The organism is Flavobacterium oncorhynchi (assembly GCF_002217355.1).
Taxonomy (GTDB): domain Bacteria; phylum Bacteroidota; class Bacteroidia; order Flavobacteriales; family Flavobacteriaceae; genus Flavobacterium; species Flavobacterium oncorhynchi.
In genome coordinates this window covers 1-24,507 of record NZ_MUHA01000029.1, presented here as the reverse complement: position 1 = coordinate 24,507, position 24,507 = coordinate 1, and the positions used below count along the sequence as shown (strand labels likewise).

21 protein-coding genes and 2 pseudogenes are annotated in these 24,507 nt (G+C 31.5%); 14 read left to right on the top strand and 9 right to left on the bottom strand.

The genetic code is table 11. The features are described from left to right. The first annotated feature begins 136 nt into the window (after positions 1 to 136). Both B0A75_RS18615 and B0A75_RS18610 read left to right on the top strand, forming a co-directional pair. Positions 137 to 904 carry a cyclase family protein gene (locus B0A75_RS18615; protein ID WP_089055769.1) on the top strand — a complete coding sequence of 256 codons (768 nt, stop codon included), beginning with the start codon at positions 137 to 139 and terminating at the stop codon, positions 902 to 904. A 136-nt stretch (positions 905 to 1,040) separates the two neighbouring features. Beyond that, positions 1,041 to 1,856, top strand: coding sequence for a hypothetical protein (locus B0A75_RS18610; protein WP_089055768.1), 816 nt, complete (start codon positions 1,041 to 1,043; stop codon positions 1,854 to 1,856). A gap of 261 nt (positions 1,857 to 2,117) precedes the next feature. On the opposite strand, the gene B0A75_RS18605 is transcribed toward B0A75_RS18610, so the two are convergent. Together B0A75_RS18605 and B0A75_RS18600 are read right to left on the bottom strand one after the other, a co-directional pair. Further along, a complete protein-coding gene (locus B0A75_RS18605) occupies positions 2,118 to 5,555 on the bottom strand; it encodes a pyruvate carboxylase (RefSeq protein ID WP_089055767.1) in 3,438 nt (1,145 codons plus the stop codon). Between the two features lie 1,250 nt (positions 5,556 to 6,805). Next, positions 6,806 to 7,744 (bottom strand): LysR substrate-binding domain-containing protein, encoded by a 939-nt coding sequence (locus tag B0A75_RS18600; protein ID WP_089055766.1) that lies wholly within the window; start codon positions 7,742 to 7,744, stop codon positions 6,806 to 6,808. A gap of 92 nt (positions 7,745 to 7,836) precedes the next feature. Between B0A75_RS18600 and B0A75_RS18595 the strand changes: the two genes are divergently transcribed. Next, positions 7,837 to 9,360 (top strand): catalase, encoded by a 1,524-nt coding sequence (locus B0A75_RS18595; protein WP_089055765.1) that lies wholly within the window; start codon positions 7,837 to 7,839, stop codon positions 9,358 to 9,360. Between the two features lie 12 nt (positions 9,361 to 9,372). Further along, positions 9,373 to 9,900, top strand: a complete 528-nt coding sequence (locus B0A75_RS18590) for an ankyrin repeat domain-containing protein (RefSeq protein WP_089055764.1) — start codon at positions 9,373 to 9,375, stop codon at positions 9,898 to 9,900. A 108-nt stretch (positions 9,901 to 10,008) separates the two neighbouring features. On the opposite strand, the gene B0A75_RS20635 is transcribed toward B0A75_RS18590, so the two are convergent. Beyond that, on the bottom strand, positions 10,009 to 10,371 hold the full coding sequence (locus B0A75_RS20635) for a hypothetical protein (protein ID WP_208861287.1): 363 nt from the start codon (positions 10,369 to 10,371) through the stop codon (positions 10,009 to 10,011). A gap of 45 nt (positions 10,372 to 10,416) precedes the next feature. Continuing rightward, positions 10,417 to 10,650, bottom strand: a complete 234-nt coding sequence (locus B0A75_RS20630; RefSeq protein ID WP_208861286.1) for a hypothetical protein — start codon at positions 10,648 to 10,650, stop codon at positions 10,417 to 10,419. Between the two features lie 101 nt (positions 10,651 to 10,751). On the opposite strand from B0A75_RS20630, the gene B0A75_RS18580 reads away from it, so the two are divergent. The 3 genes from B0A75_RS18580 (at position 10,752) to B0A75_RS18570 (ending at position 12,955) form a co-directional block, all read left to right on the top strand. Beyond that, positions 10,752 to 11,315 (top strand): Crp/Fnr family transcriptional regulator, encoded by a 564-nt coding sequence (locus tag B0A75_RS18580; protein WP_089055763.1) that lies wholly within the window; start codon positions 10,752 to 10,754, stop codon positions 11,313 to 11,315. An 82-nt stretch (positions 11,316 to 11,397) separates the two neighbouring features. Beyond that, a complete protein-coding gene (locus B0A75_RS18575; RefSeq protein ID WP_089055762.1) occupies positions 11,398 to 12,525 on the top strand; it encodes an FAD-dependent monooxygenase in 1,128 nt (375 codons plus the stop codon). Position 12,526: 1 nt separating this feature from the next. Then, a complete protein-coding gene (locus B0A75_RS18570; RefSeq protein WP_089055761.1) occupies positions 12,527 to 12,955 on the top strand; it encodes a DUF3995 domain-containing protein in 429 nt (142 codons plus the stop codon). 217 nt (positions 12,956 to 13,172) lie between these two features. On the opposite strand, the pseudogene B0A75_RS20625 reads toward B0A75_RS18570, so the two are convergent. Together B0A75_RS20625 and B0A75_RS18550 are read right to left on the bottom strand one after the other, a co-directional pair. After that, positions 13,173 to 13,739: pseudogene (locus tag B0A75_RS20625) on the bottom strand (IS91 family transposase); the annotation flags it as partial. Positions 13,740 to 14,467: 728 nt separating this feature from the next. After that, the gene (locus B0A75_RS18550; protein ID WP_089055758.1) at positions 14,468 to 15,448 is read right to left on the bottom strand and encodes a helix-turn-helix transcriptional regulator; all 981 of its coding nucleotides are present in this window, start codon (positions 15,446 to 15,448) and stop codon (positions 14,468 to 14,470) included. Positions 15,449 to 15,558: 110 nt separating this feature from the next. On the opposite strand from B0A75_RS18550, the gene B0A75_RS18545 reads away from it, so the two are divergent. The 7 genes and pseudogenes from B0A75_RS18545 to B0A75_RS20745 form a co-directional block, all read left to right on the top strand. Further along, on the top strand, positions 15,559 to 17,010 hold the full coding sequence (locus B0A75_RS18545) for a TonB-dependent receptor (RefSeq protein WP_089055757.1): 1,452 nt from the start codon (positions 15,559 to 15,561) through the stop codon (positions 17,008 to 17,010). Between the two features lie 18 nt (positions 17,011 to 17,028). Beyond that, positions 17,029 to 17,715, top strand: coding sequence for a TonB-dependent receptor (locus tag B0A75_RS18540; protein ID WP_089055756.1), 687 nt, complete (start codon positions 17,029 to 17,031; stop codon positions 17,713 to 17,715). Between the two features lie 61 nt (positions 17,716 to 17,776). Beyond that, on the top strand, positions 17,777 to 18,661 hold the full coding sequence (locus B0A75_RS18535; RefSeq protein ID WP_078225666.1) for an ABC transporter ATP-binding protein: 885 nt from the start codon (positions 17,777 to 17,779) through the stop codon (positions 18,659 to 18,661). After that, a complete protein-coding gene (locus B0A75_RS18530; protein ID WP_123872408.1) occupies positions 18,654 to 21,824 on the top strand; it encodes an ABC transporter permease/M1 family aminopeptidase in 3,171 nt (1,056 codons plus the stop codon). Before B0A75_RS18535 ends, B0A75_RS18530 begins: the two co-directional genes overlap by 8 nt. A 36-nt stretch (positions 21,825 to 21,860) precedes the next feature. Continuing rightward, positions 21,861 to 22,067: a hypothetical protein gene (locus tag B0A75_RS18525; protein WP_089055754.1), complete on the top strand. Its 207-nt coding sequence runs from the start codon at positions 21,861 to 21,863 to the stop codon at positions 22,065 to 22,067. A 489-nt stretch (positions 22,068 to 22,556) separates the two neighbouring features. Then, entirely contained in the window at positions 22,557 to 22,727 is a 171-nt protein-coding gene (locus B0A75_RS20750; RefSeq protein WP_244284424.1) for a hypothetical protein, read from the top strand. Then, positions 22,720 to 22,833, top strand: a pseudogene (locus B0A75_RS20745) (RteC domain-containing protein); the annotation flags it as partial. The gene B0A75_RS20750 and the pseudogene B0A75_RS20745, both read left to right, overlap by 8 nt. Here B0A75_RS20745 and B0A75_RS20740 read toward each other — a convergent pair. From B0A75_RS20740 to B0A75_RS20620, 3 genes are all read right to left on the bottom strand, one after another. Continuing rightward, positions 22,818 to 23,039 (bottom strand): phage integrase SAM-like domain-containing protein, encoded by a 222-nt coding sequence (locus B0A75_RS20740; RefSeq protein ID WP_244284426.1) that lies wholly within the window; start codon positions 23,037 to 23,039, stop codon positions 22,818 to 22,820. The pseudogene B0A75_RS20745 and the gene B0A75_RS20740 overlap by 16 nt on opposite strands. A 417-nt stretch (positions 23,040 to 23,456) precedes the next feature. Continuing rightward, positions 23,457 to 24,017, bottom strand: a complete 561-nt coding sequence (locus B0A75_RS18510; RefSeq protein ID WP_089055753.1) for a YbhB/YbcL family Raf kinase inhibitor-like protein — start codon at positions 24,015 to 24,017, stop codon at positions 23,457 to 23,459. A 111-nt stretch (positions 24,018 to 24,128) separates the two neighbouring features. Then, the coding region (locus tag B0A75_RS20620) for a helix-turn-helix domain-containing protein (RefSeq protein ID WP_208861285.1) at positions 24,129 to 24,507 on the bottom strand (379 nt) is incomplete at its 5' end.

Genomic DNA, 24,507 nt, shown 5'->3' with positions numbered 1-24,507 from the left:
AATTTATTAGACGGATTTGTTAAATATTCTAACGCGTTTTGAAAGTATTATTAATTAGAAAAACTAATACTTAGATATCTATAGATATCTTCCTTAAAATAAAAAAAAACTAATACAATATTAAAAAATAATGAATATGTCTCGTATTGTAGATTTAAGTAAAACAATTGAAAATAGAAATAAAAAAGATCATCCGATCATTAGAATTAAAATAAAACACAAAGCTCATGCGAAATCCAGATGGATAGTAAGAATAATTGGAGGGTTACCATTTCGTTTGTTTCCTTCAAATTTTATCGGATGGGCAGATGACACTATTGAAAAAATGGGAGTACATTCTACCACCCATATTGATGCTCCATGGCATTATAGTCCTCTTTGCGAAGGAAAACCTGCAAAGACTATTGATGAGGTACCATTAGAATGGTGCTACAATAATGGTATTGTTATTGATATGTCACATAAGGCAGATTTTGATCCGATAACCATATTGGATATACAAAGTTTTTTAGACGAAAATAAATTAGTAATTGTTCCCAATATGATTGTTCTAATTAAAACAGGAAGAGATAAATATACAGGAAAAGATTTTTTGTTTAAAGGTACAGGCATGAGTGCGGCGGCAACCGAGTGGTTAGTGGATCAAGGTATCAAAGTAATGGGAATAGACCAATGGGGATGGGATCTTCCTTTGAAATATATGGCCTCTAAAGCAAAAAAAGATAATGATAAGAATTTATTCTGGGAAGGACATTTAGTAGGTGCCAAGAAAGAATATATTCATATTGAACAACTCACTAACCTGGATTTACTTCCCTATTCAGGTTTTAAAATAGCTGTATTTCCATTGAAAATTAAAGGCGGATCTGCTGCTCCGGCAAGAGTAGTAGCCATTTTTGACTAAAAGTCAACCGAATTATATACATCAATAACACGTATGTGTAGATTGATAATAGGAATTATATATATATTTAAATCAAATGTATTTTGACTAATGTATTTACAATCCTAACAATGTACTGTCCTACTAAAATAAACGAATGAATAATAAATTAAATATAATACTTACAAAAATAAAAAAATTACTTTACCTATTTAGTGCTTCATTACTAGTCTTTACTTCATGTTCAAAAGACGATAGTCCAACAAACCAAGATGCAATTTTATCTAAAGGGGATAATACTACTAACCAAACTATTACCTTATCTGAAAATGGTACTGAAACAAACCAGAATTTAATTTTACCGAAAAAAATTATTGATCTTGGTTATCCTCATATCCTTACTTATGATAAAAATAAAATTGTTCAATTTAATGGAGAGGAGCGTGGTTTAAAAATAGTTTACACTTATACTGGTGATTTGATCACAAAAGAAGAGTGGTTAAGACACGATGAAAATGTAACAATTGAATATAATTATGAGGACAATAGATTGAAATCTTCTGTTATAACGAATATTTCTGGAGGTAAAACCAGTAAAACCGAGATTGCTTACACCCATAACGCTGACCATACAGTAGATTTGTATGACATAGACTTCTTTATGGGAAAAGAAACTTTGGTATATATCGGAAAATACACTTTCTTGAATGGAAATATTGTTAAATACGAACATAGATCGGGATCTGTTCAAACATATGAATATGACAATAAAAATAATCCAAATAGAAATATACTTGGGTTTGATAAATTAATTGATCCTGAACTTTCAGTTAATAATTGTATAAAAGAAACTAGTTCAGAGCAAAATACAAGTATTTCTTATGAGTATGATTATAATACGAATGGCTATCCTACTGAAAAAAGAAGGTTATTTAATGGAGTAGTTGATCTTAAGACTCAATACTTTTACTAAAATTGAGATAGATTTAAAAACAAACAAACCCAAATATCTAGTCTTATTACATGATATTTGGTTTTTATTAAAAGACATAATTCGGTTGTTTATGTAAATTAACATGTGTTTGTTGCCAATATTGTTAATTTTAATCTTTAATGCCTCTAATGATTCTTACCTAGTAAATAATCCTCAAAATTCATTTTTTGATTAAAACGATTTTTCTAATAAATTCTTCAATTAAATAGGTAATTCATTCATCTTAAAATTCCTTTTTTTCTAGTCAACAACATATTCAATAAGTAAATCACCTTTCTCAACCAAGCTGTTTTCATTGAGGTGAATTTTGTGTATGATTCCAGATTTACCCAATACAGTATTTTCCATTTTCATGGCTTCAATTGTAAATAAGGGCTGATCTTGTTTGATTTTTTCTCCTTCTTTTACCCAGATCTTACTTAATAATCCAGGCAAAGGGGCACCAATTTCAGCAGTTGTTAATGCTTTTCGATTTTGTATGTTCGTAGTTTTTATTGCTATATCTTTTATTTCAATGGCCTTGGTTTGTCCATTTAGTTTAAAATAAACCGTTCTTATTCCTTGTAAATCAGGCTCAGATTTATATAAAAATTTCACTATAATAGATTTTCCTTCAGAAATATTAACGATTACTTCTTCATTAGGTTTTAATCCGTAAAAAAATGTAGTAGAAGGAATAACACTCACATCTCCATATTCTTCAATTGTTTTAAAATAATCTTCAAAAACTTTAGGATAAAACAAATAGGATAAAAAATCAGCTAATGTACAGGAAAGAGAAAAGTTTTGCTGAAAAATTTCAAATTCGTTATCAAAATCTATAGGCGTTAAATGTGCATTGGGCAAATCTAAAAATGGTTTTTCTTTTTTGAGAACCATTTGTTGAAAATCTGCTGGCCATCCGCCATCTGGCTGCCCCAACTCCCCTTTAAGCATTCCTTTTACAGAATTAGGAAAGGACAAAGTGGTGCCTTGATCTAAAACATCTTGTTTGCTCAGATTACTGCTAACCATAAACATGGCCAGATCACCTACTACTTTTGAGGAAGGCGTTACTTTTATAATATCACCAAGTAAACTATTGGCATCCTGATACGCTTGTTTAATGTCTGTCATTCTAGTCTCTAAACCTAAGGAATAAGCCTGCGGTTTTAAATTCGAATATTGCCCTCCTGGAATCTCATGTTTATAAACTTCTGCTGTGCTTGATTTTAAATCAGACTCAAAAGGATAATAATACTCCCTGATATCTTCCCAGTAATTACTGTATTGATTTAGTTTTTCAACATCAAGTCCCGAATCGCGAGGGGTTCCTTTTAAGGCTTCTGCAAAAACATTAAAATTAGGTTGTGAGGTAAACCCTGACATAGATGATAAAGCAACATCGATAATATCAACCCCTGCTTCTACTGCCTTAAGATAAGTAGCAGACTGTATTCCAGCGGTATCATGGGTGTGCAAATGTATTGGAATAGCAATAGATTTTTTTAGTTCGGTTATTAACTTTTCGGCAGCATATGGTTTCAATAAACCAGCCATATCTTTTATACACAAAATATGAGCGCCTGTATCTTCTATTCTTTTGGCGAGATCCAAATAATAGTTAAGATTGAATTTAGGACGCTCAGGATTTAGGATGTCTCCTGAATAGCCCATACAAACCTCTGCAAGCGAATCTGTATTTGTAAGTACAGCATTAATACTGTTCTTCATATTATCGATACTATTGAGTGAATCAAAAATTCTAAATACATCTATCCCCTTTTGAGCAGATACTTCAATAAATTTTTCAACCAAATTATCAGGATAGGCAGTATACCCTACTCCATTAGAACCTCTAATCAGCATTTGCAGCAGTACATTCGGCATCGCTTTTCTCATTTGTTCCAAACGACTCCAAGGGCATTCATTCAAAAATCGCATCGCAACATCAAATGTGGCTCCACCCCAAACTTCCATAGAAAACATTTCTGGGAAGTCTTTTGTAAATGTTTCTGCAAAAGGCATCATATCAATCGTACGCACTCTGGTAGCAAGCAATGACTGGTGCGCATCTCGCATCGTGCAATCGGTATACAAAATTTGTTTTTGTTCTTTAATCCAGTTTGAAAATGCTTTAGGTTTTAACTCTTCTAATAATTGTTTGGTTCCGTTAGCATGAAAGGCACTTGATGGAATTGGTAATTTTGGAGTTAGAAATTTTTTCTCAGGTACAATAAAGGGAACATCTGGATTACCATTAACAATTATATTTCCGATAAATGCCAAATTCTTGGTTACATTATCGGATTTTCTTTTAATTTTCATCAATGATGGATTATCTCCTATAAAATTCACCGTAATATTTCCTGCTCGAAAATCGGGATGAACAATTAAGTTTTCTAAAAAAGGAATATTGGTTTTAACCCCTTCAATAGTAAATTCTTTCAGCGTTCTTAAAAGACGCTGGCTCGTTCCTTCTAATGTTCTTCCTCTGGCTGTAATCTTTACGAGCATAGAATCAAAAAAAGGTGAAATCTTAACTCCCGAATAAGAGCTTCCTTCATCTATCCTGATACCATAACCTCCAGCATTTCGATACGCAATAATAGTTCCATAATCGGGTGTGAAATCATTAGCCGGATCCTCGGTAGTAATCCTGCATTGGATTGCAAAACCACTACATTTTAAACTTTCTTGTCCCATAATATAAATTCCTGGACTGGACAGTTGGTGACCGCAAGCAATAAGAATTTGACTTCTAACAATATCAATTCCTGTTACTTCTTCTGTAACAGTATGCTCTACTTGAATTCGGGGATTTACTTCTATGAAATAAATGTTTTCTGCTGCATCGACTAAAAATTCAACCGTTCCAGCATTATTGTAATTTACTTTAGTTGCAATACTAAGTGCATACTTGTATAGCTTATCTTTTGTTTCTTGTTTTAAATTTGGGGCTGGAGCAATTTCGACCACTTTTTGAAATCTTCGCTGCACACTACAATCACGCTCAAATAAATGGACAATGTTTCCATAATTATCTCCTAATAATTGTACTTCAATATGTTTGGGATTTTCAATGAATTTTTCAAGAAATAACGTATCATCATCAAAAGCTGTTTTCGCTTCTCTTTTTGCTTCATTGAACAAAGCTTCTAACTGATTGGGATTTCGAACCACTCGCATACCACGGCCTCCCCCTCCTGCTGTAGCCTTTAACATTAGTGGATAGCCTATGCGATTTGCTTCTTCTTGAGCAATAGAAAACGAAATAAGGTTTATTTTACTGTCTTCAATTAAAGGTACATTGGCAGCAAATGCGATTTTTTTGGCAGCCACTTTATCTCCTAATTGTTCCATGACTTCTGGATTGGGGCCAATCCATAAAATTCCATTTTCTGCACATTTAGTAGCAAATAGTACATTCTCTGATAAAAAACCATAACCTGGATGTATCGCCTCCACTCCTTCGGCTTTGGCTACTTTTATGATTTCATCAATATCAAGATAAGGTTTTAAGGGATCTGTATCTTTGCCTATCTGATACGCTTCATCGGCTTTGTAGCGATACAGGGAATACCTGTCTTCGTAGGTATAAATCGCTACAGTTTTAATTTTTAATTCCGCGGCAGCGCGAAAAATACGTAGTGCAATCTCTCCTCTATTTGCAACTAGTAATTTTGAAATTGTTCTCATTTTAATAAATTAAGTTAAATATCCACAAAATAAAAACGACTTATTTTGAACAACTTCTGAGGATAAAATCTATTAATTTATGTTGCTTAAAATCCAATTCTTCTCAGACTCCTTCCAATGGAATGGATAATAAATAAAGTAATTCTCTTAATTCAGGTCATTCAAAATAAAAACCATTTTTTATAGCTTCAGGAATCTTTTCTTCCCGTATTTGGTGTTCAAATTCATTGTTATACGTATTATAGTTATATAGAAAATCTTCATTTCTTCCTAATAAAAAACTGATTTACAAGGCGCAACAAATATATAAAAGTTCTTGGGTTGTTTATATTGATTGAAAAAATAAAGGGAACATATATTAAGCTCTTGGGAATTTACATTTTTTATGTTGTTTTAAATGCGGGTTCGCTGTAATATTTTAGTACTTGTTTTTGTGAGTTTTTTTTTTTTTTTTTTCAGTTATTTCATATTTTTTTTTTATTCTTGTGGTATGATTTCCTTTGGCGGAATTGTTTTTAAGATATCAAGATTAGAATTTGATATTGAAGAGTATAATACTTTGAGCATATGTTCTCTGAATTGTTTAGTTTAGTTTGCTTTGTCATTGTAAAAACAAATACTAATTATTTTATTTATATAATAAGATAATTCTTTAGAATATGATGTTTTTTAATTAATAGAAAAGTTTTCATGTTTTCTTCCTCATTATTATTAAGGTAATAAAAGTTTTGTAGTATTATATTCTAAATATTATCCACTGGAATTTACATAATTGTCTTTTTCCTTCACTGTGTACATACTTTATTTCGTTAATAAGCTATTTTATATTGTAGCGATGCACGTTGAAAACAACTATTTTGGGCAAGATTCTGAAATACTTACGCTGGCTAAAGGTTGTTTTATCTTGTTTTTTATGTATTTATTAGTGATGTCGTATAAAGATTTGCAATGGATGTATTAATATGGTATTTAGATTCATAAATTAAAGGCATCTCTCCACCTTTACTAATCCACTTTATAAGATATCGTTGATTCAACTTTATAACTATTGCGTAATTAATAAACAGGAGTTTAATCAATGGTTAATATTACTAAACAATAATAGAGGTTTTAATTGACGATAAAAGCAATACTCTGCAATGACTTAATTGACTTCAAACAAAGCGCATAATTTTATTTTATATATCTGAGAGTGTTGATAACATTTCTTTTATCATCAATCTGCTAAATAATTTATAATATAATTAGCATTATTTTATTGGAATGATACACATGTCTTTTTTAAATAACATAGTTTCAGGAATTGTATTTAGAATTACTTTTTTTAATGCATCAATTATATTTTTTTTAGTATAATGATGATAATAAACAAGACCTATTTCTCTTACAGGGAATGGTGAAACAAAAGTACTTACTTTAGTTTTCTGATTTTCATTGAGACTAAGAGTGGATAAACCTGGTAATATTGTCGTCCCCATGTTTAAATCGACCATTTGTTTAAGTGTTTCAATGCTACCTGATTGATAATCTAATTTTAAGGTCGAAGTTTCTTTAACTCGTAGTTCGCATAAATTGATAACCTGATTTCTAAGACAATGACCTTCTTCTAGTAATAAAAGCCCATTTAAATCAATATCTTCTGGAACAATGTATTTTTTATGGGGCGTATCAGAATTCAATTGACCATAATGATAAAACTCTTCGTAAAATAAGGTTTCTTCTTTTAAATCTTTATCTAATAAAGGAATGGCCAATATTGCCACATCTATAGTGCCCTCTTTTAATTGTTCCTTTATTTTATCAGTTGTTAATTCATTAATGATCAATTTAACATCTTGATATGTTTCCATAAAATGTTGTATGAATAAAGGTAATAAATAAGGGGCAAGCGAGGGAATAATTCCAATTCTTAAATCACCTTTTATTTCACCTGTATTTTCGGATATTATCTCTTTGATCCTATTAGTTTCTTGTAAAGCAATTTTTGCTTGGGCTATTATCTTTTTGCCGATGTCAGTTGGCTGTACAGGATGCTTACTCCTATCAAATAAACTGGTATTTAATTCCTCTTCAAATTTTTTAATCATTCCACTTAGAGTAGCTTGTGTAATAAAACATGCTTTTGATGCTTTGAGGAAATGGCGGTGTTTATCTAAGGCGACAATGTATTCTAATTGTTGAATATTCACAGTATTAGGTTTTATCTATATCTATATAGTTATTAATAGTTTGTATCAATGAGTCCACAAAGATATATTTGTAGCACTAAATAAAAATTATTATGAAGAAAAATTTAATTCTATCTACACTAGTTCTTTCCACTGTAAGCTTATTTGCCCAACAAAAGCAAATTACAACTAATACTGGTACAATTGTGGGGGATAATCAAAATTCAAAAACTATTGGTCAAAATGGACAGGTTCTGTTGGAAGATATTCATCTAATAGAAAAATTGGCATCCTTTGATAGAGAACGTATTCCTGAAAGAGTAGTTCATGCTAGAGGTACTGGAGCTTATGGAGAATTTGTATCATCGGCCGATTTTACTAAATACACAAAAGCATCTCTATTCAAACAGGGTAAAACCACTCCCGTATTTGTTAGGTTTTCAACAGTAGTTCATGGTAATGGTTCTCCAGAGACACTTAGAGATCCAAGAGGATTTGCAACGAAATTCTATACCGATCAAGGGAACTATGATTTAGTTGGAAATAATTTGCCTATATTCTTTATTCGTGATGCTATCAAATTTCCAGATATGGTTCATGCTTTTAAACCTTCTCCAGTATTTAATAAACAAGATCCAAATCGAGTTTTTGACTTTTTTAGTAATATTCCAGAAGGAACACATATGTTGACTAGAGTTTATTCGGATTATGGTATCCCTGCAAGTTATAGAGAGATGAATGGTTCTGGTGTACATGCTTACAAATGGATAAATGATATAGGTGAAGTAACCTATGTAAAATATACATGGAAATCCATGCAAGGAGAAAGAAATCTAACAGCAGAGCAAGCAAATCTACTTCAGGCTAAAGATTTTCAACACGCAACAGTAGATTTATACGAAAACATTAAGAAGGGGAATTTTCCATCATGGGAGCTCTATATACAACTATTGAATGTTTCAGATTTTGACAAACTTGATATAAATCCTTTAGATCCAACAAAAGTATGGTCAGAAAGTATTTCTCCATTACAATTAGTTGGAAAAATGACATTAAATAAAATTCCAGATAATTTCTTTCAGGAAGTCGAACAATCTGCTTTCTCTCCAGGGACATTAGTACCAGGGATAGAACCTTCTGAGGATAAATTATTGCAAGGCCGTTTGTTCTCTTACTTTGATACGCAACGATATAGAATAGGAACCAATTTTCAACAATTACCAGTTAATGCATCAAAAAATGAAGTAGCTACTAATAATCAAAATGGAGCTTTCTCAACTAGAAAAACTAATGGTGATATTAATTATCAGCCAAGTGCAACACAGAACGGTTTTGTAGATAATGAAGACTATAAATATTCAAAATCAGCTTTTATCAATACCACTACTACACAACAAAAAATTAGTAAGACAAATGATTTCAAACAAGCTGGAGAATTTTACCGTTCATTGTCAGAAAGAGATAAAGTGAATTTAATCAAGAACCTTTCTGGTGATTTGATGAGTGTAACAAATAAAGATGTTGTACGTAAAATGGTTGGTTACTTCTATATGGCAGATAGTGATTATGGGAAACGCTTAGCAAAAGCTTTAAATTTAAGCCGTGAAGAGGTTGAGAAAATGTTTATGAAGCAATAATTATTTTGTAAAATGAAAATGATAAGGATTACTATAATTTGTATTTTACTACTTGGAGTGGTATCTTTTGTTAATGCCCAAGAGACAATATTTTCAGCGGCTCGGAGCAATAATACAAAATTCTTAAATGAGATGTTCACAAATAAAAAAGCTAATATTGATAGTGTAGATCAAAGAGGCAATACAGCTTTAATAATTGCGTCTTATAATGATAACATTGAGTCAGTGAAAATTCTATTAGAGAACGAAGCAAACACTAATATCCAAGATAAAATGGGAAACACAGCTTTAATGGGAGTTTGTTTCAAAAGATTGGATAATATTGCTGAATTATTGTTATATTACAAAGCTGATTTAGATCAACGTAATTTTAATGGAGCAACAGCTTTAATTTTTGCTGCAACTTTTGGTGCCGACAACATAATAAAAATGTTGCTTGAGAATGGAGCAAATAAAACAATCGTAGATAATTACAATAAAACAGCATTGGATTACGCTATTTTACAAGAAAATGAATCAACGATAAAACTATTAAAATAGATTAATCTAATAAATTTATTTTTTTGCTTTGTTACAAATATGATATGATTGCAAATACCACATTGGGTGAAGACCAGTTCTTAATAAGGCTGGTCTTCTTTTTTTATTTCAAAAAATCATAAACATTAAAACTTTAAATAATTTATTTACTTTCAGACGCTCTATTTTTTGATGTATGTTTTGGATTATTAAAGGAGTTTCTTCGATATCATTTTCTTCCAATGCATCAAGGTATTCTTGCGATTTAGCTTCAATATAGCCTAAATGTTTGTCTATTTTCTTTTGACTGAAATTGACTTTCTTACTATTGTGAGCTCGACTTTTGGTTCTATCAATAGCAATAGTTTTTCCCCAAATCAATTCGGAGTCTTTAAGAAAAGAAACAAATAGTTTGAATAGGTTCTTCAAAGCAACAGGGTTCTTCTTCCTAAAATCTGAAATGCTATGGTAATTGGGACAAATTCCTTCCAAAAGCCATTGCATTTCGATGTTTCTAAAACATTCATTTTCTAGCTTTCAACCACTTCGTATTCCATTGAGATAACCGTATAGATAGATTTTTATAAACACTTGACTATGATAACACGGACGACCTTCTTTTTTGAGAGTTTGAATGGCAAAACCAAGCTTAAAGAGGTCTATATTTACTACAAAGGCATCTACAAAACGCACTTGATTATCGAGACTTATTAACTCTTCTAAACTTGAAATACGCATTTGGTGGCGGGAAATTCCTGTGATATGTTGCATTCTTAATAATACAAAAAATCCTGTTTTAACACCACTATTTTACTATATTTGTTTCTAATCAAACGGAAGTTTTTTCACAGACTAACGTTAGCAGAAATTTTATGGACAACACCTTTTATAATAAATTACAACGACTACTTGAAATTGAGAACCCTGCATTTGATGAATTGTATTCATTGCTGAAATTTGAGGAAGTAAAGAAAAATGATTTTGTATTGAAGGAAAACGATACGTGTAAGTTTATAGGATTGTTAGAAGAGGGCTCAATGAGAACATTTTATGTGAATGAAAAAGGTGAAGATGTGAGTTTTCTTTTTCACTTCAATCAACAAATTGAAGATATTGTTTTTACAGATTATGAAAGCTTTCTATTGGGCACAAAATCAAAATTAAATATCCAAGCCCTTGAAAATTCAAAAATTTGCTTCATTGATATTGATGATTGGGTTAACTTATGTAATAAAAACTCATTCTGGCAGTATTTTTCAAAAAAAATGACTGAAAAAGTGTATTTATCTGCCAAAAAAAGAGTTGAGGATTTACTATATTATTCTCCAGAAAATAGATACCTAAAACTTTTAAAAGAAAACCCGCTAACATTCCAGAAGATACCACAAAAATATATTGCAAGTTATCTCGGAATCACCCCCCCAATCATTAAGTAGAATTCGAAACCGTATTAATTAACTTAAGTGAACGTTACTTAAATTCTCGCTCCATAGTTTTGTATTAATAAAACAGAATAATATGACCGAAACAATAAACATAATTGGAGCAGGAATTGGTGGACTGACTACTGCCTTGACACTTAAACAAAGAGGACTAAATGTTAATATTTTTGAAAGTTCGGCAGAAATAAAACCTGTTGGAGCAGGAATAATATTGGCAAATAATGCAATGCAAGTATTTCAAAAATTAGGCATTCAAGACAAAATTGAAAAAGCAGGAAATAGAATTTCCTTTATGAAAATTACTGACGACCAACTTAAACCGCTTTCAGTTGTCAATCTTTCAGAATACGAACAAAAATATAATGCTTCAAATATTGCCATTCACAGGGGAGAATTGCAGAAAATATTGGCTAGCGAAATTGGTTTTGACAACATAAACCTTTCAAAACGACTTTCAAAAATTGAAAAAAATGGACTTTTTAAATTAACTTTTGAAGATAACTCAACGATTGAAAGTAAAATTGTAATTGGTGCAGACGGCATAAAATCAGTGATTAGAAATCAACTTTTTGAAAAAAGCACATTGCGTAACCCAAATCAAATCTGTTGGAGGGGAATTTGTGAAATAGATTTGCCACAAAAATATCATAACGAACTGAACGAATCTTGGGGAAAAGGCAAACGTTTTGGTTTTGTAAAAATTAGTGATGAAAAAGTATATTGGTATGCTTTGGCAAACTCAAAAAATGTAAAAGCAGAGGAAATAAACTTGACAGAATTTTTTAGTGAATTCCATATAGAAATCATAAATATTATTTCAGTTACAAAAAAAGAACAAATTATTGTAAGCGACATTATTGACCTAAAACCAATTGAAAAATGGCAAGGCGAAAATGTTTGCTTAATTGGAGATGCGGCTCACGCCACAACGCCAAATTTGGGACAAGGAGCTTGTCAAGCCATTGAAGATGCTTATGTTTTAGGTAAATTGCTTGACAGTAGATTTGAAATACAAAATACTTTTACAGAATATGAGAGTTTAAGACTAAAGAAAGCACATACGATTGTAAATACAAGTTGGACAGTTGGAAAAATGGCACATATAGAAAATAGTTTTGGGATTTGGTTGCGTAATTTCGCAATGAAAAATATCCCTAAATCAGCCAACAAAAAACAAATGGATATGATTTTTAATTTGAACTAATATGACAACAGTAATAACAACTATATTATTTTTGATTTTCTTGTTTATTTCCTCAATTCACTTCTATTGGGCATTTGGAGGAAAATGGGAAAGCGATGCTGTGTTGCCAACAAAAGACGACAACAATACAAAAGTGATACAGCCTACCATTTTACCAACATTAATTGTTGCGTTTGGCTTATTAGGTTTTGGTCTTTTCATTTTAGTAATGTCTGGACTGATAAGTTTTGACACACCTCAATGGCTTTCTAAATATGGACTTTGGATTATTGCAAGCATATTTACATTGAGAGCAATTGGAGACTTTAATTATGTTGGGTTTTTCAAGAAAATAAAACAAACAAAATTCGGAGAAAATGACACGAAATATTTTTCACCATTATGTTTGACAATTGGAATACTGACAATAATTTTAGAGGTAACAAAATAAAAATTTTTGCTAAACAGCTAGTGTTTCGTTGCGTGCGTTGCACGAACAATGAAACCCGGGTTGAACGGAACCGCTGTGATTCCATAGCTATGGAGTTGTCGTAAATTTTATAGAGAGAATTTCAAGAGGCAATTGTGCCTCTTTTTTTTTGTAGTTTTAAGTGTGGTTTTCGAGTGTTTTCCTTTATTTTTAAGCATAAGTTCCCTTACCCATAAAGTTAATTTTTACAGATGCCAGTATTTTGGCTTAAGCCAAAGTACCACGCTGGCCGACTACGCTGGTCGAAGACCGCTATTCGGTGTAGATTACCTATTTTACAACAAGGGCATTTGGGTAGAAAAGGCTTCTTTTCTGCTTTTTCTAATACTTTTACCTCAAGCTTCTCCTGCAAAAGCTTTAGCTTTTGACGCTTCCAAGTACTGCTCAAAAAACCATAATGGCGGATTTTTACAAAACCCTTGGGCAAAATATGCAACGCAAACCGCCTGATAAACTCCTGATGCGTGAGTGCCATTTGCTTTTTCACACCCGTCATCCGATAATCCTTGTAATCAAAAGTGACGTTTTAGGTATCAATATTTTTAATTCTGTGGTTGCTAATGGCTATTTTATGAGTGTATCTTCCCAAATATTCCACCACCGATTTTGGACTTCCAAAAGGCTTTTTGGCAAAAACAACCCAGGGTTTCTGCCATAATTCTTGACGAATTTGCTTATAACCCATCGGATTTTTCTCCTTCAGCTTTTGGTAATATTTAGCCCAAAAAACTTTCGATAAGGCCTTGGCTAATGCTATGATTTCCACAGCCATCACAAGCATCAATATACCTGCCCAATTCAGCAGTCCTACATTTTTTTAGGGCATAAAGTGTGCGAAGTTGTCAAGTATTCAACCTGTAGTTTTCAATTTTGGAACCCACTTTTCGTATGCCGTCCTCGAGTAAATGCGTGGCATAAGTGTTACTAAGCGTGTGCAAGCAAACTTCCTTTTTTATACCCACTGCCTTGGTCACTTGCTTAATCACCCATTACACCCCGCGCTGAGAATACCGAAAGCCGAAAGTGCTGGCATTTGGGGGGCAAGTATGCCACAGGCAGAGCGAATGAATTTTTATTTTTTTGTCGAAAATCAACAAATTATCGAAGAACGACGGTCCCTTGAATATGGCGATAAATTGAACGAATTGGTATTTCTTTCAACGAAAAAGAAGTACGCGAACAATAAGAAAACTGCCTTTGCAATTCCGGTGAAATTATAAATCTATAAGATGGTTTTTTCTCCAATAAAGACCCCTTCCCTATTCCTGGAGCTACTGCCACAACAGCAGAGACTACTATTTTAAACGATTAACTTTTATCAAAAATCATAATTTATTTTGTTTTAGTGGTAGAACGGTTCATTGTTATAATGAGCCGTTTTTTACATTCTATTAGATTTACAATAATTTTCATGACTGTTCTTTTTTACAACCAAAAGTTATAATATATTTCTTTGAGTAATATTAATCACTACTATTTTATAGCACTAGGCACTATTCCATATTTTTTTTTGAAGGCTGTAGTAAAATGTTGGGGGTTTTTATATCCAATTAATTCGGACACCTGATTAACTGCGAAACCTTCCTCAAGGAGCATTTTTTTTGCAAGTTCCATTTTTTCATCATTAATTAATCCAAAAACCGTTGTTCCAAAGACTTCTTTGAATCCTTTTTTCAGCGTAAACTCATTCGTGCCAACTTGGTGTGCTAGCGTAATGAGTGAACAAGGAGTGTTTAAATTGGCTAAAATAAGTTCTTTTGCATTGTGCATTTTTTCTATATCCTTTTTTTTCAGAGAACAAAATACTTCGCATTCGTGCTCACTCATTTGTTCTAATTGTAAAAGGAGTAATTCAATAACTTTGGCTTGAATTAGCATTTTTTTGAATATTCCTTTTCGATTGCAACTGATAATTTCATTTATTACAGAATGCATTCTAACGGTTATTCTCAAATTATGTTTATTGAGAAATCCTGTAGTTTTTTTATTAATTATTTTTGCAAAATTTTTAAACAATACGCCTTGTTCCGGTAAAAAGTTTGCGAAAAATTGAGGAAGTAAATTTACTTCAAAAATTTGCAATCCTGTGTCAGGACTCCATATCATTTCCCCTTTAAATTGATTAGCGTAAATAATATTATGCTGATTAATACCAAATTCTATGCTCTTTTTGGTATCATTACAAATGGACTGACTGTTTCCTGACAGCGCAAAATGCATCTCAACGGTTTCCATATCAGTATCTACTTGGATAATAGTAGTTTTGGCTACCTCTATATTGCCGTAGCCAATATGTATTCCATCAAAGTATAATTCTTTATATTCTCCTTTTCCAAAAAAAAAATCATTATTATGGGTTACTTCCACAATATCTGATTGTTTAGTAATTGAACCATTATGACTAGATTCTAAAAATATTTCTCCTAGGTCTGCACTATGCAATCGTATTTTCATTTTTTCCGTATTACGTAGATTTTATTCCTTTTGGCGTACGCTGTTCTGTTTATCTAAAAGTAACTTCGCAAAGTTAAAAAATTATTTATAAACATTCTAAATAAGTCGTCGTGAAAATTATTAAATTCAAGAATTCAAAACTATTATACCTATTGTTTGTTCTGTTTTTTACCCAAATTATAAATGCTCAGGATACAATTCCTATTTCAAAACAAAATGTACTCGATGAAGTTACCGTTTATGGAGAAAAAAGGGAAAATAAAGTGCAAAAAACAGCCACTCCAATTACGGTTATTGATGAGAAAAAAATAAAAAGCAGTTTTATCCAATCACTAAATGATATTTCAGGATTTGCGCCAAATCTTTATGTTTCAAATGCTGGAAGTCCAACGCTTAATTTTATATCTTTAAGAGGGATTTTTCAATTTAGTGCCACTTCATCATTGGTAGGGGTCAGTGTAGATGACGTTCCTATGCTAAATGCCTATTCTATGTCTAGTCAAATTGAGAATATAGAACGCATAGAAATTCTTAGAGGCCCACAAAGTACCTTGTATGGCGGAAATGCTTTTGGTGGTATAATTGCAATAACTACCAAAAAACCAACCAATGTTTTCCACACTTTTGCCGAGGTAGGTATTGGAAATTATAATTTACTGCGCACAAAAGCTGGGGCATCTGGAGCAATTATAAAAGATAAACTTTTTGCGGGAGCTTCACTATATCACAATGGTCTTGAGGGTATTTATTACAACACTACTCTGAATGGGAATTATGATAAAACACAAAATACGGGTGGTAATATTTTCTTGAAATATGTTGGAAATAATGGGTTTTCGTTGCGATTAACTTCCAGAATTGAATACAACAATTTGAAAGGAATTTTTCCGTATGTGAATACAAAAGAAGGAGCTTTTGACCCATCTTATACCAATACGGCTAATGGTAGCAGTATTGAAAAAAGAATGTTATTTACTAATTCGCTATTGGCAAAATACGAAACAGAAAAACATATTTTTTCCTCTGTAAGTGGTTACACCTTCCTAAATGATAAATATGACGATTATGATGTCGATTTTACGAAATATGATTGGTTTAAATTTACACAAAATGACCCTATAAACACTTTTACGCAAGAGTTTAAAATAGCCACCAAAAATCAAGACAAATTGCGGTATGTAATGGGATTGTATGGTTTTCTGGATGATCATTACAATACAGAAACACGAACGTTTATTGGCGAAGATGCAGTGGCTTTGGGATCCAATTATGCAAGTGCGCCTTTTAGTACAGGAAATCAATCTACCCGAAAAGAATACGGATTAGCCGTTTACACCAATATAAATTATGCCCTTACCGATAAACTGGATGTTATTGCTGGACTGCGATTAGATTATTCTTGGAGAGAAATGGTGTTGAAAGGAGATTTTATAAAAGAACCTTTTCCACCTATGATGAATCCAGAAAAAAACTTCTCTGGAAAAGATGTAGCAATTTCTCCAAGGCTTGGTTTTGCTTACAAATTAAAAGATGATTTTTTGTTGTTTGCTAATTATTCATGAGGATTTAATCCTGGCGGGTTGAATCAATACACTACAAACCCAAATTATACTTCCTACAAACCGCAGTATCTAAACACTTTTGAGATAGGGCAAAAAGCACAATGGCTGGGTAATAAATTTAGAACAAACACCACCTTTTTTTATAGTATATGGAATGATCAACAGCAAACTGGTTTTTTGCCTCCTGATTATTTAGAACAAGCAATTACAAACAACGGAAAACTTAATTTGTATGGTGCCGAAGCCGAAATTTCGGCTCTTATTTTCAAAGGATTTCAAGTGGATTATAATCTAGGATTCACGCAAACAGAATTCAAATCTTTATTGCTTTTGGATCCGAGCAATCCAACTACTGTTTTCGATTACAAAGGAAACAAACAGGTTTTTACGCCTAATATTACCTCCACGCTTTCGTTCTCGTATCAACACACTATTTTTAAAAATACCGATATACGATTTACACCAGAATGGAAATATTACGGACAGCAATATATGAATTATTATAATACTGTAGAGCAAGCCCCTTTTCATATCCTTAATGCAAATCTAGCTGTAAAACACGGTTGCTGGGAATTGAGTTTCTGGATAAAAAACGCTACAAAAAGTAAATATTTGGCTTTCTTTAACGCATCATCAGCTAGTAACGGCTATTCTTTGTTAGGTGCTCTTCAAACTTTTGGAACTACGTTTAGAGTAGATTTATAAGTAAGAAAAAATCTAAAAAACGAATCAATAGATAGAATAATTATCTCATAATAAAAAAAATATGCAACTCGAAATAAAAAACCTCTCGAAAACCTATTCAAACGGACACAAAGCCCTAGATAATATAAATTTAACGATTAAAAAAGGAATGTTTGGCTTGCTTGGGCAAAATGGAGCCGGAAAGTCAAGCCTGATGCGAACAATTGCTACTCTGCAAGAAGCTGATTCAGGAAGCATTAAATTCAATGAAATAGATGTTTTTAAACAGCCCAATGAAATGCGAAAAATAATAGGATACTTACCCCAAGAATTTGGAGTGTACTCTGATGTTTCAGCGACCGATTTACTGCGTCATATTGCCCGCTTAAAAGGAATCGAAAACGAAAAAAATATTCTAGAAGTAACAAATTATTTTTTGAATAAGGTTAATTTATGGGATTCAAGAAATAAAAAACTAGGAACTTTTTCGGGAGGAATGAAACAGCGTTTTGGCATTGCGCAAGCGCTTATTTCAGACCCTAAAATCATAATAGTAGATGAGCCAACGGCAGGATTAGATCCTGTAGAGCGCAATAGATTTTATGATATTTTGAGTGAAATAGGAGAAAATGCTGTTGTAATTTTATCTACACATATTGTTGAAGATGTAAACACTTTGTGTAATGATATGGCTATTATTGGAAACGGAAAAGTGCTAATAACCGGAGATCCAGATGATATTGAAATGAGTTTAGAGAATAAAATTTGGGAGAGAAAAATTAAAAAAAATGATTTTAAAAAATACAATCAAGAGTATAATATTATTTCTTCACGTATATATAGAGGCGAAGTCATCATCACTGTACTGGATCCTGAAATGCCTAATGGTAGCTTTTGGCCAAAAGCAACAAATTTAGAAGACGCCTACTTTTCAGTAATAAATGTTAAAAGAAATCAATATGTTTAAAAATATTTTTTTATTTGAGCTGAAACAACAATCAAAAAGAAGAATCAATTACGTTTTCTTTATTTTATTTGTACTGCAAGGGGTTTTTTATATAAAACACACTTCAGACTTTTTTAGTGCCGACACTTCATTTCATAATGCACCAGCAATTGTTTACGCTGTGCTGGCAGGAACAGGATACTTAACTTTTATTCTGGTAGCTTTTTTTGCATCCAAAGCATTGGGCAAAGATTTAGATGATAAAACTGCCTCACTGTTTTACACCACAGCTGTAAGTGAATCTGCTTTTTTCTGGAGTCGTTATTTGAGTTCTTTTTTTATCTTATTAGCACTCTCTACAGGCTACCTTATTGGTATTTTAATATATCCTTACACTGGTATTTCGCCTCAAGAAAAGCTGATGATTTTTGATTTGGCTAATTTTTTTAAAGCTATTTTTTACATCTTTTTACCTAATATTTTTGTTTATTTTAGTGTAAGTTTTTCGCTTGCAACAATAATGAAAAAAAATATGGGTGCTTACATCGGAACACTCCTGTTTTTTGTTCTTTTAATTTTTGGGGACTCTTCCAAAGATTATGGAGAAGTATATACTATGGTTGATGCCTCTGGTTTTGCCAATTTGCATTTAAAATTAGAAAACCTTACTGCTTTACAAAAAAACAGTTTCGCATTACCTCTCGAAGGATCTTTCTTCATCAATAGACTTATTTGGTTTAGCATTGCTACCATTTTGCTTCTTGTTGCTTACAGGGGGTTTTCGTTTTTGAAATTTAGTGAGAAAAAAATTAAATTTAAAAATGATGAACCAGCAAATACAATAATTCCAACATTAGATCTGCCTATAATTAAAATCGATTTATCCTTAAAAAGCAATATATCATCGATGTTGCGTATGGCATTATTTGAATTTAAAAATTCAATTCGGCCTATTGGTTTTAAAATTTTTATGGGCTTCATTTTCACGCTTTTTATCGTTTATGTTACCATATACCATCAAACCTATTATTCAGAAACGCAAACATTACCCATTACTTCAGAAATTCTAAAAGTAACCAAACCATTGGCTTTTTTTATTTATTTATTCCTTATTGTTTCTACAACAGAATTATTATATAAAGACCGAACAGCTGATTTTTGGTTAATTTCAGACGTTACCCCTATAACAAATTGGAGTGTAATTTTATCAAAAGTTTTGGCAATGTTTTTATTATCTCTACTGCTTTCATTAAGCTTTATTGTAATGGGAATTGTAGTGCAAACTTTTAAAGGCTTTTATGACTATCAAATAGATGTATATATAGGAGAATTGATTGGCAGGTGGTTGCCAAAATATTTTCAGTATGTATTATTGACCGTTTTTATTGCATCAATAACGGCAAAAAAACACATCACTTACATTATTACTTGTATGTTGCTTATGTTTACAGCAGTTGCGCAAGAAATGGGAATGATTGAACAATTCAAATACCTGTTTACATTTGCTCCAGGAGGCGATTTTTATACCGATATGAATGGATATGGCATATTTAAACAAGCAAATAGCTATTTTGTAATTTACTGGTCATCATTCGCTTTATTCCTGTTTTTTCTTTCTTTTATTGTTTGGCAAAGAGGTATTCCATTATCACTATTGCAAAGAGTGAAAAACAGCAAAAAGAGATTTAGCTATACAATTCTATTGGGTTTATTATTGTCAGGAACAATTTTTATTATTTATGCCAATAAAATAAATCAAACAACAGTAATCGATAATGAATTTTTAAGCAAAGAGCAACAACGGGAAGAAAACGCTTTGTATGAAAAAAAATACAGTAAATATAGTAATAGCAAGCAGGTTAAAGTTACAAACATAAAGGCAACTATAGATTTGTTCCCGAATGAGAGATATTTATTGCTAAATGCAGAGATGACCTTAAAAAATAAAAACAATAAAAAAATAGACACCTTGCATATTGAATGGATTGACTTTTATACTATCAAAAAATTGGCAGTAAAAAAACATAATCTGAAAAAAATTCAAGATGATAAAAAACTAAAGCACGCTATTTATTTGATAACGCCTGCCATAGAAAAAAATCAACAGGTAGAACTTGTAGTAGAAGCAAACATTCAGCACAAAGGATTTACAAATAATGATCCACAACAGCATTTAACTTTTAACGGATCTTATTTTAAAAACGATATTTTTCCAAAATTTATTGGTTTTGATACTGATAGAATTGTTCCTAAAAATCAATACCGTTCCCTCTTAGATTTAACAAAATTGCAAAATCGTTTGTCTAAATTTAGTGATAATGTTTATGCCTCATCATTAGCGGATAGTATAAGCTATGATTTTACAATAAGTACAGCAAAAGAGCAACGTATAATTGCTCCAGGAGTACTCAAGAAAGTGTGGGTAAGCAGTGAAAGAAATTATTATAACTACCAATCCTTTTCAGGTACTTGGTATGATTTTACAATTCTATCCGCCAAATTCTATTCCAAGAAAATTGAGATTACTAAAACATCGGATAGGAAGCCTCAAAAAATTGAAATTTATGCACACCCAAATCATTTATATAATCTTGATATTATTGAAAATGCAGTAAAAAAAGCATTGCAGAATTTGCATCCGCTTTTTGGGAATTATCCTTATCCCACAATAATAATTGCTGAACGTCCACGATACGATAACAAATTAGAAACAGTTGATAATATAATTTATTTACCCGAAAACTATGCTTGGATTGCTAAAACCAGTAATAATGCAAATGATGAATTTATCAATTACTTGTTTACTAAAATGATTGCAAAACAATATGTACAAAGATTATATCTAACGCAATCACAAGGTTTTCCTGTAGTAGTAAAATCAATCCCAGAATATTTGGCTTTACATTTTGTGCAAAAAGATTTTGGGAATACTATTTTAGAACAGCATCTAAAAAATTTAGACGATGATTATCAAAAAGGAATTTCCTCTGCCAGCAATCAAGAAATATATTGGAAACAAAGTGACGATTATGCAGATTATATTTCAGAATCAAAAGGAGGATTAGAACTTTATAAATTGTCTAAAAAACAAGGAGCCCCAGTGTTTTTAGATAAATTAAGGACATTCTATTCGGTAAACAAAGACAAGAAAATTTCGGCTAAAGATTTTACATTTTTAGAATAAATAAACTTCTAAAGTTTTGTGGATAATTAAAATAGTATGGAAGAACGCTGGACATTTGATTTTAGCGATAGATTAAACGAATTCGTATTTATTAGAATTTCTTTCAACGAAAAAAATGTGCACCAGCAATTAGAAAACTGCCTCTGTACTACCGATGAAATTATGGATTTACAAGATGGTTTTTTCTCCAATAAAGACCCAATTCCTAGAGCTACTGCACAACAGCAGAAACTACTTTTTTAAACGATTAGCTTTTATCAAAAATCATAGTTCTTTTGTTTTAGTTGGAAGAACGGTTCATTATTGTAATGAGCCGTTTTTAAATTAAAAAAACAGAATACTTCAAATTTATATTACTAAAATATAATTTTCAGTTTGGCTAAAACTCAATTTATACAAATAGAATACATCCTTTTGTTATTAAATTTCTTTATGATATCTGTTTCTTTCACACAAGAAACTGGCCTTATTTCGAGTATAATTGCCTCTCAAAATAAATTTAGACCAAGCCAAATTTGTTTCATTAGATACTAGAAAGACATGAAAAAAGTTGCTCTAAAAAAAGAAGATAGAGCAACTACATTTTTTCGTATAGATTTAGATGCAAAATTATTTACACGTTCACAAAAACTAATTACGCTTAGGAAATATTTTCTTTTATCTTATTAATGCTTGCAAACTAATTAGAGGTATTCGCTATAAAGAACAGTAATCTTCATTAAAAATATAGTTATGAAGTACTCATTACAAAACATCATTTTAGAGATTCAAAACAAGGAGTATAAAATTCTATCGCAAAATAAGAGATTGATTGATGAAGTTTACGAAATGACCTTGTATCTCCAAGACTTGTTATTTACGGTCAAGAAATACGTTATTGAAGAAGGATTTAAAAATGATTAAGCCGAAAATCCTTGGAAAGCTAATTTGTTACAATAAGGTGTACCGCATAGAAACTGGTTTCCCTCTTAATAATGGTAAAAAATATCACACCTATTTTACAAGTCGTTTGCAGGAATGGAAAAAAGAATACGATGAGCATTTACATTCTTTGTCTATTCTAAGGAAGAAATCAAATTCCCTAATAAAATCACAGGTCAATTCCCGAAACGCCATATCATTACGATAATACCTGCTTTTTATAAATTCTACGACTTGGTTATAGACAATTTTGTATTTGTAGTAGGTGCTTTTGGAGCATTCTCCTTTATCCATCATTTTTCCAAAATCCTCATTGTTCTTTTTAAATACTTTCAGAAAGGAATCGTCCATAACACAAACGCTTAGAAATGCGAGTTTTAGCTTTTGTGCCATGACAAAACCCTCCTTTTTCAGCATATCTTCATAAATAATATAGATACGTCCCAAATGTTTAATCTTTAAAATTAAATTACTTTGAGTTACAAGCGAATACGAAAAAGAACTCAAAAACACTGAAAATTAATTAATTAAGCTTTACAATTACTTTTATCAATCGGTAACAGATTAGTAACCTAACTTTGTGTTTTCACGACCAAAACGTATCAGACAGCGAGTTCCAAACTAAGACTACTCTTTTACAAAGCATTGTATAGTAATGGTTTTAATCGTTTTTCTTACTTTTGTTTTTTACTATTTTTTTTTATAAAAGAATTATATTTTTTTCAAACGTTTATAATAGCTCACAATACTAGCTTTGGCTAAAGTATTATTCCATAAATAATATCCAACTAAAGCTGGATTAGCATTTATATCTAAACCTAATTTATCTGTTTTAAGAGCATATACTGTAATAACATATTGATGTGCCTCTTGCCCTTCTGGCGGACAAGGACCACCATAACCACCTACACCATAGTCTGTTTTACTTTGAATAGCACCTCCCGGCATTAAATTTTGAGAAACATTACCTGCATTTGCAACTAACTCTAGTGTGTTTGCCGAAATATCAAATACTACCCAATGCCACCATCCACTTCCCGTTGGCGCATCTGAGTCGAACATTGTAATTGCATAACTCTTTGTCCCTTCGGGCGCATTAATCCATGATAATTGAGGTGATTGATTTTTACCTAAGCACCCAAAACCATTAAACTCTTCGGTCGTTGTTCCTTCCCCTCCTAGATTTTTACTACTTAATGTAAATGTTTTTTGAGCAAAGACACTCCCTGTTACTACAAATAAACATAACAAAATAAAACTTGACTTACACATTCTTTTTTTAGTTTAAAATTATCAAACAAAATTAAGTATGATTCCATTTTATTACTATCCATAATAGTTCAAAAAATGTTGCTAAAAGTCCTTTTTCGATAATTGAAATTGTTAAGGTGTTAGTCCAAATTGAATTTTGAATGCCTGAGTGAAACTTGACAAACTCAAAAAACCAATTTCTTCGTATAAATCAGTTGGTCTTTTCTCGTTAGATCTTAGTAAAAATTTGGCATGCAACAATCTCTGTTTTTGAAACCATTTTCTTGGGCTCTCGTTATAATATTTCTTAAATTCTCTTTTAAAAGTTGAGACACTCATATTGCACAAAAAAGAAATCTCTTGCACATTTAGATTATTTAAGGAGTTCTTTTCTATAATTTTCTTAAAATGCAGTACTTTCGAATTCTCATTTTTTATAAAATTAAATAAAAAATCTTGACCAAATTTATAAACTAAATACATCATTATTTCCTCAAACTTTATTTGTAAT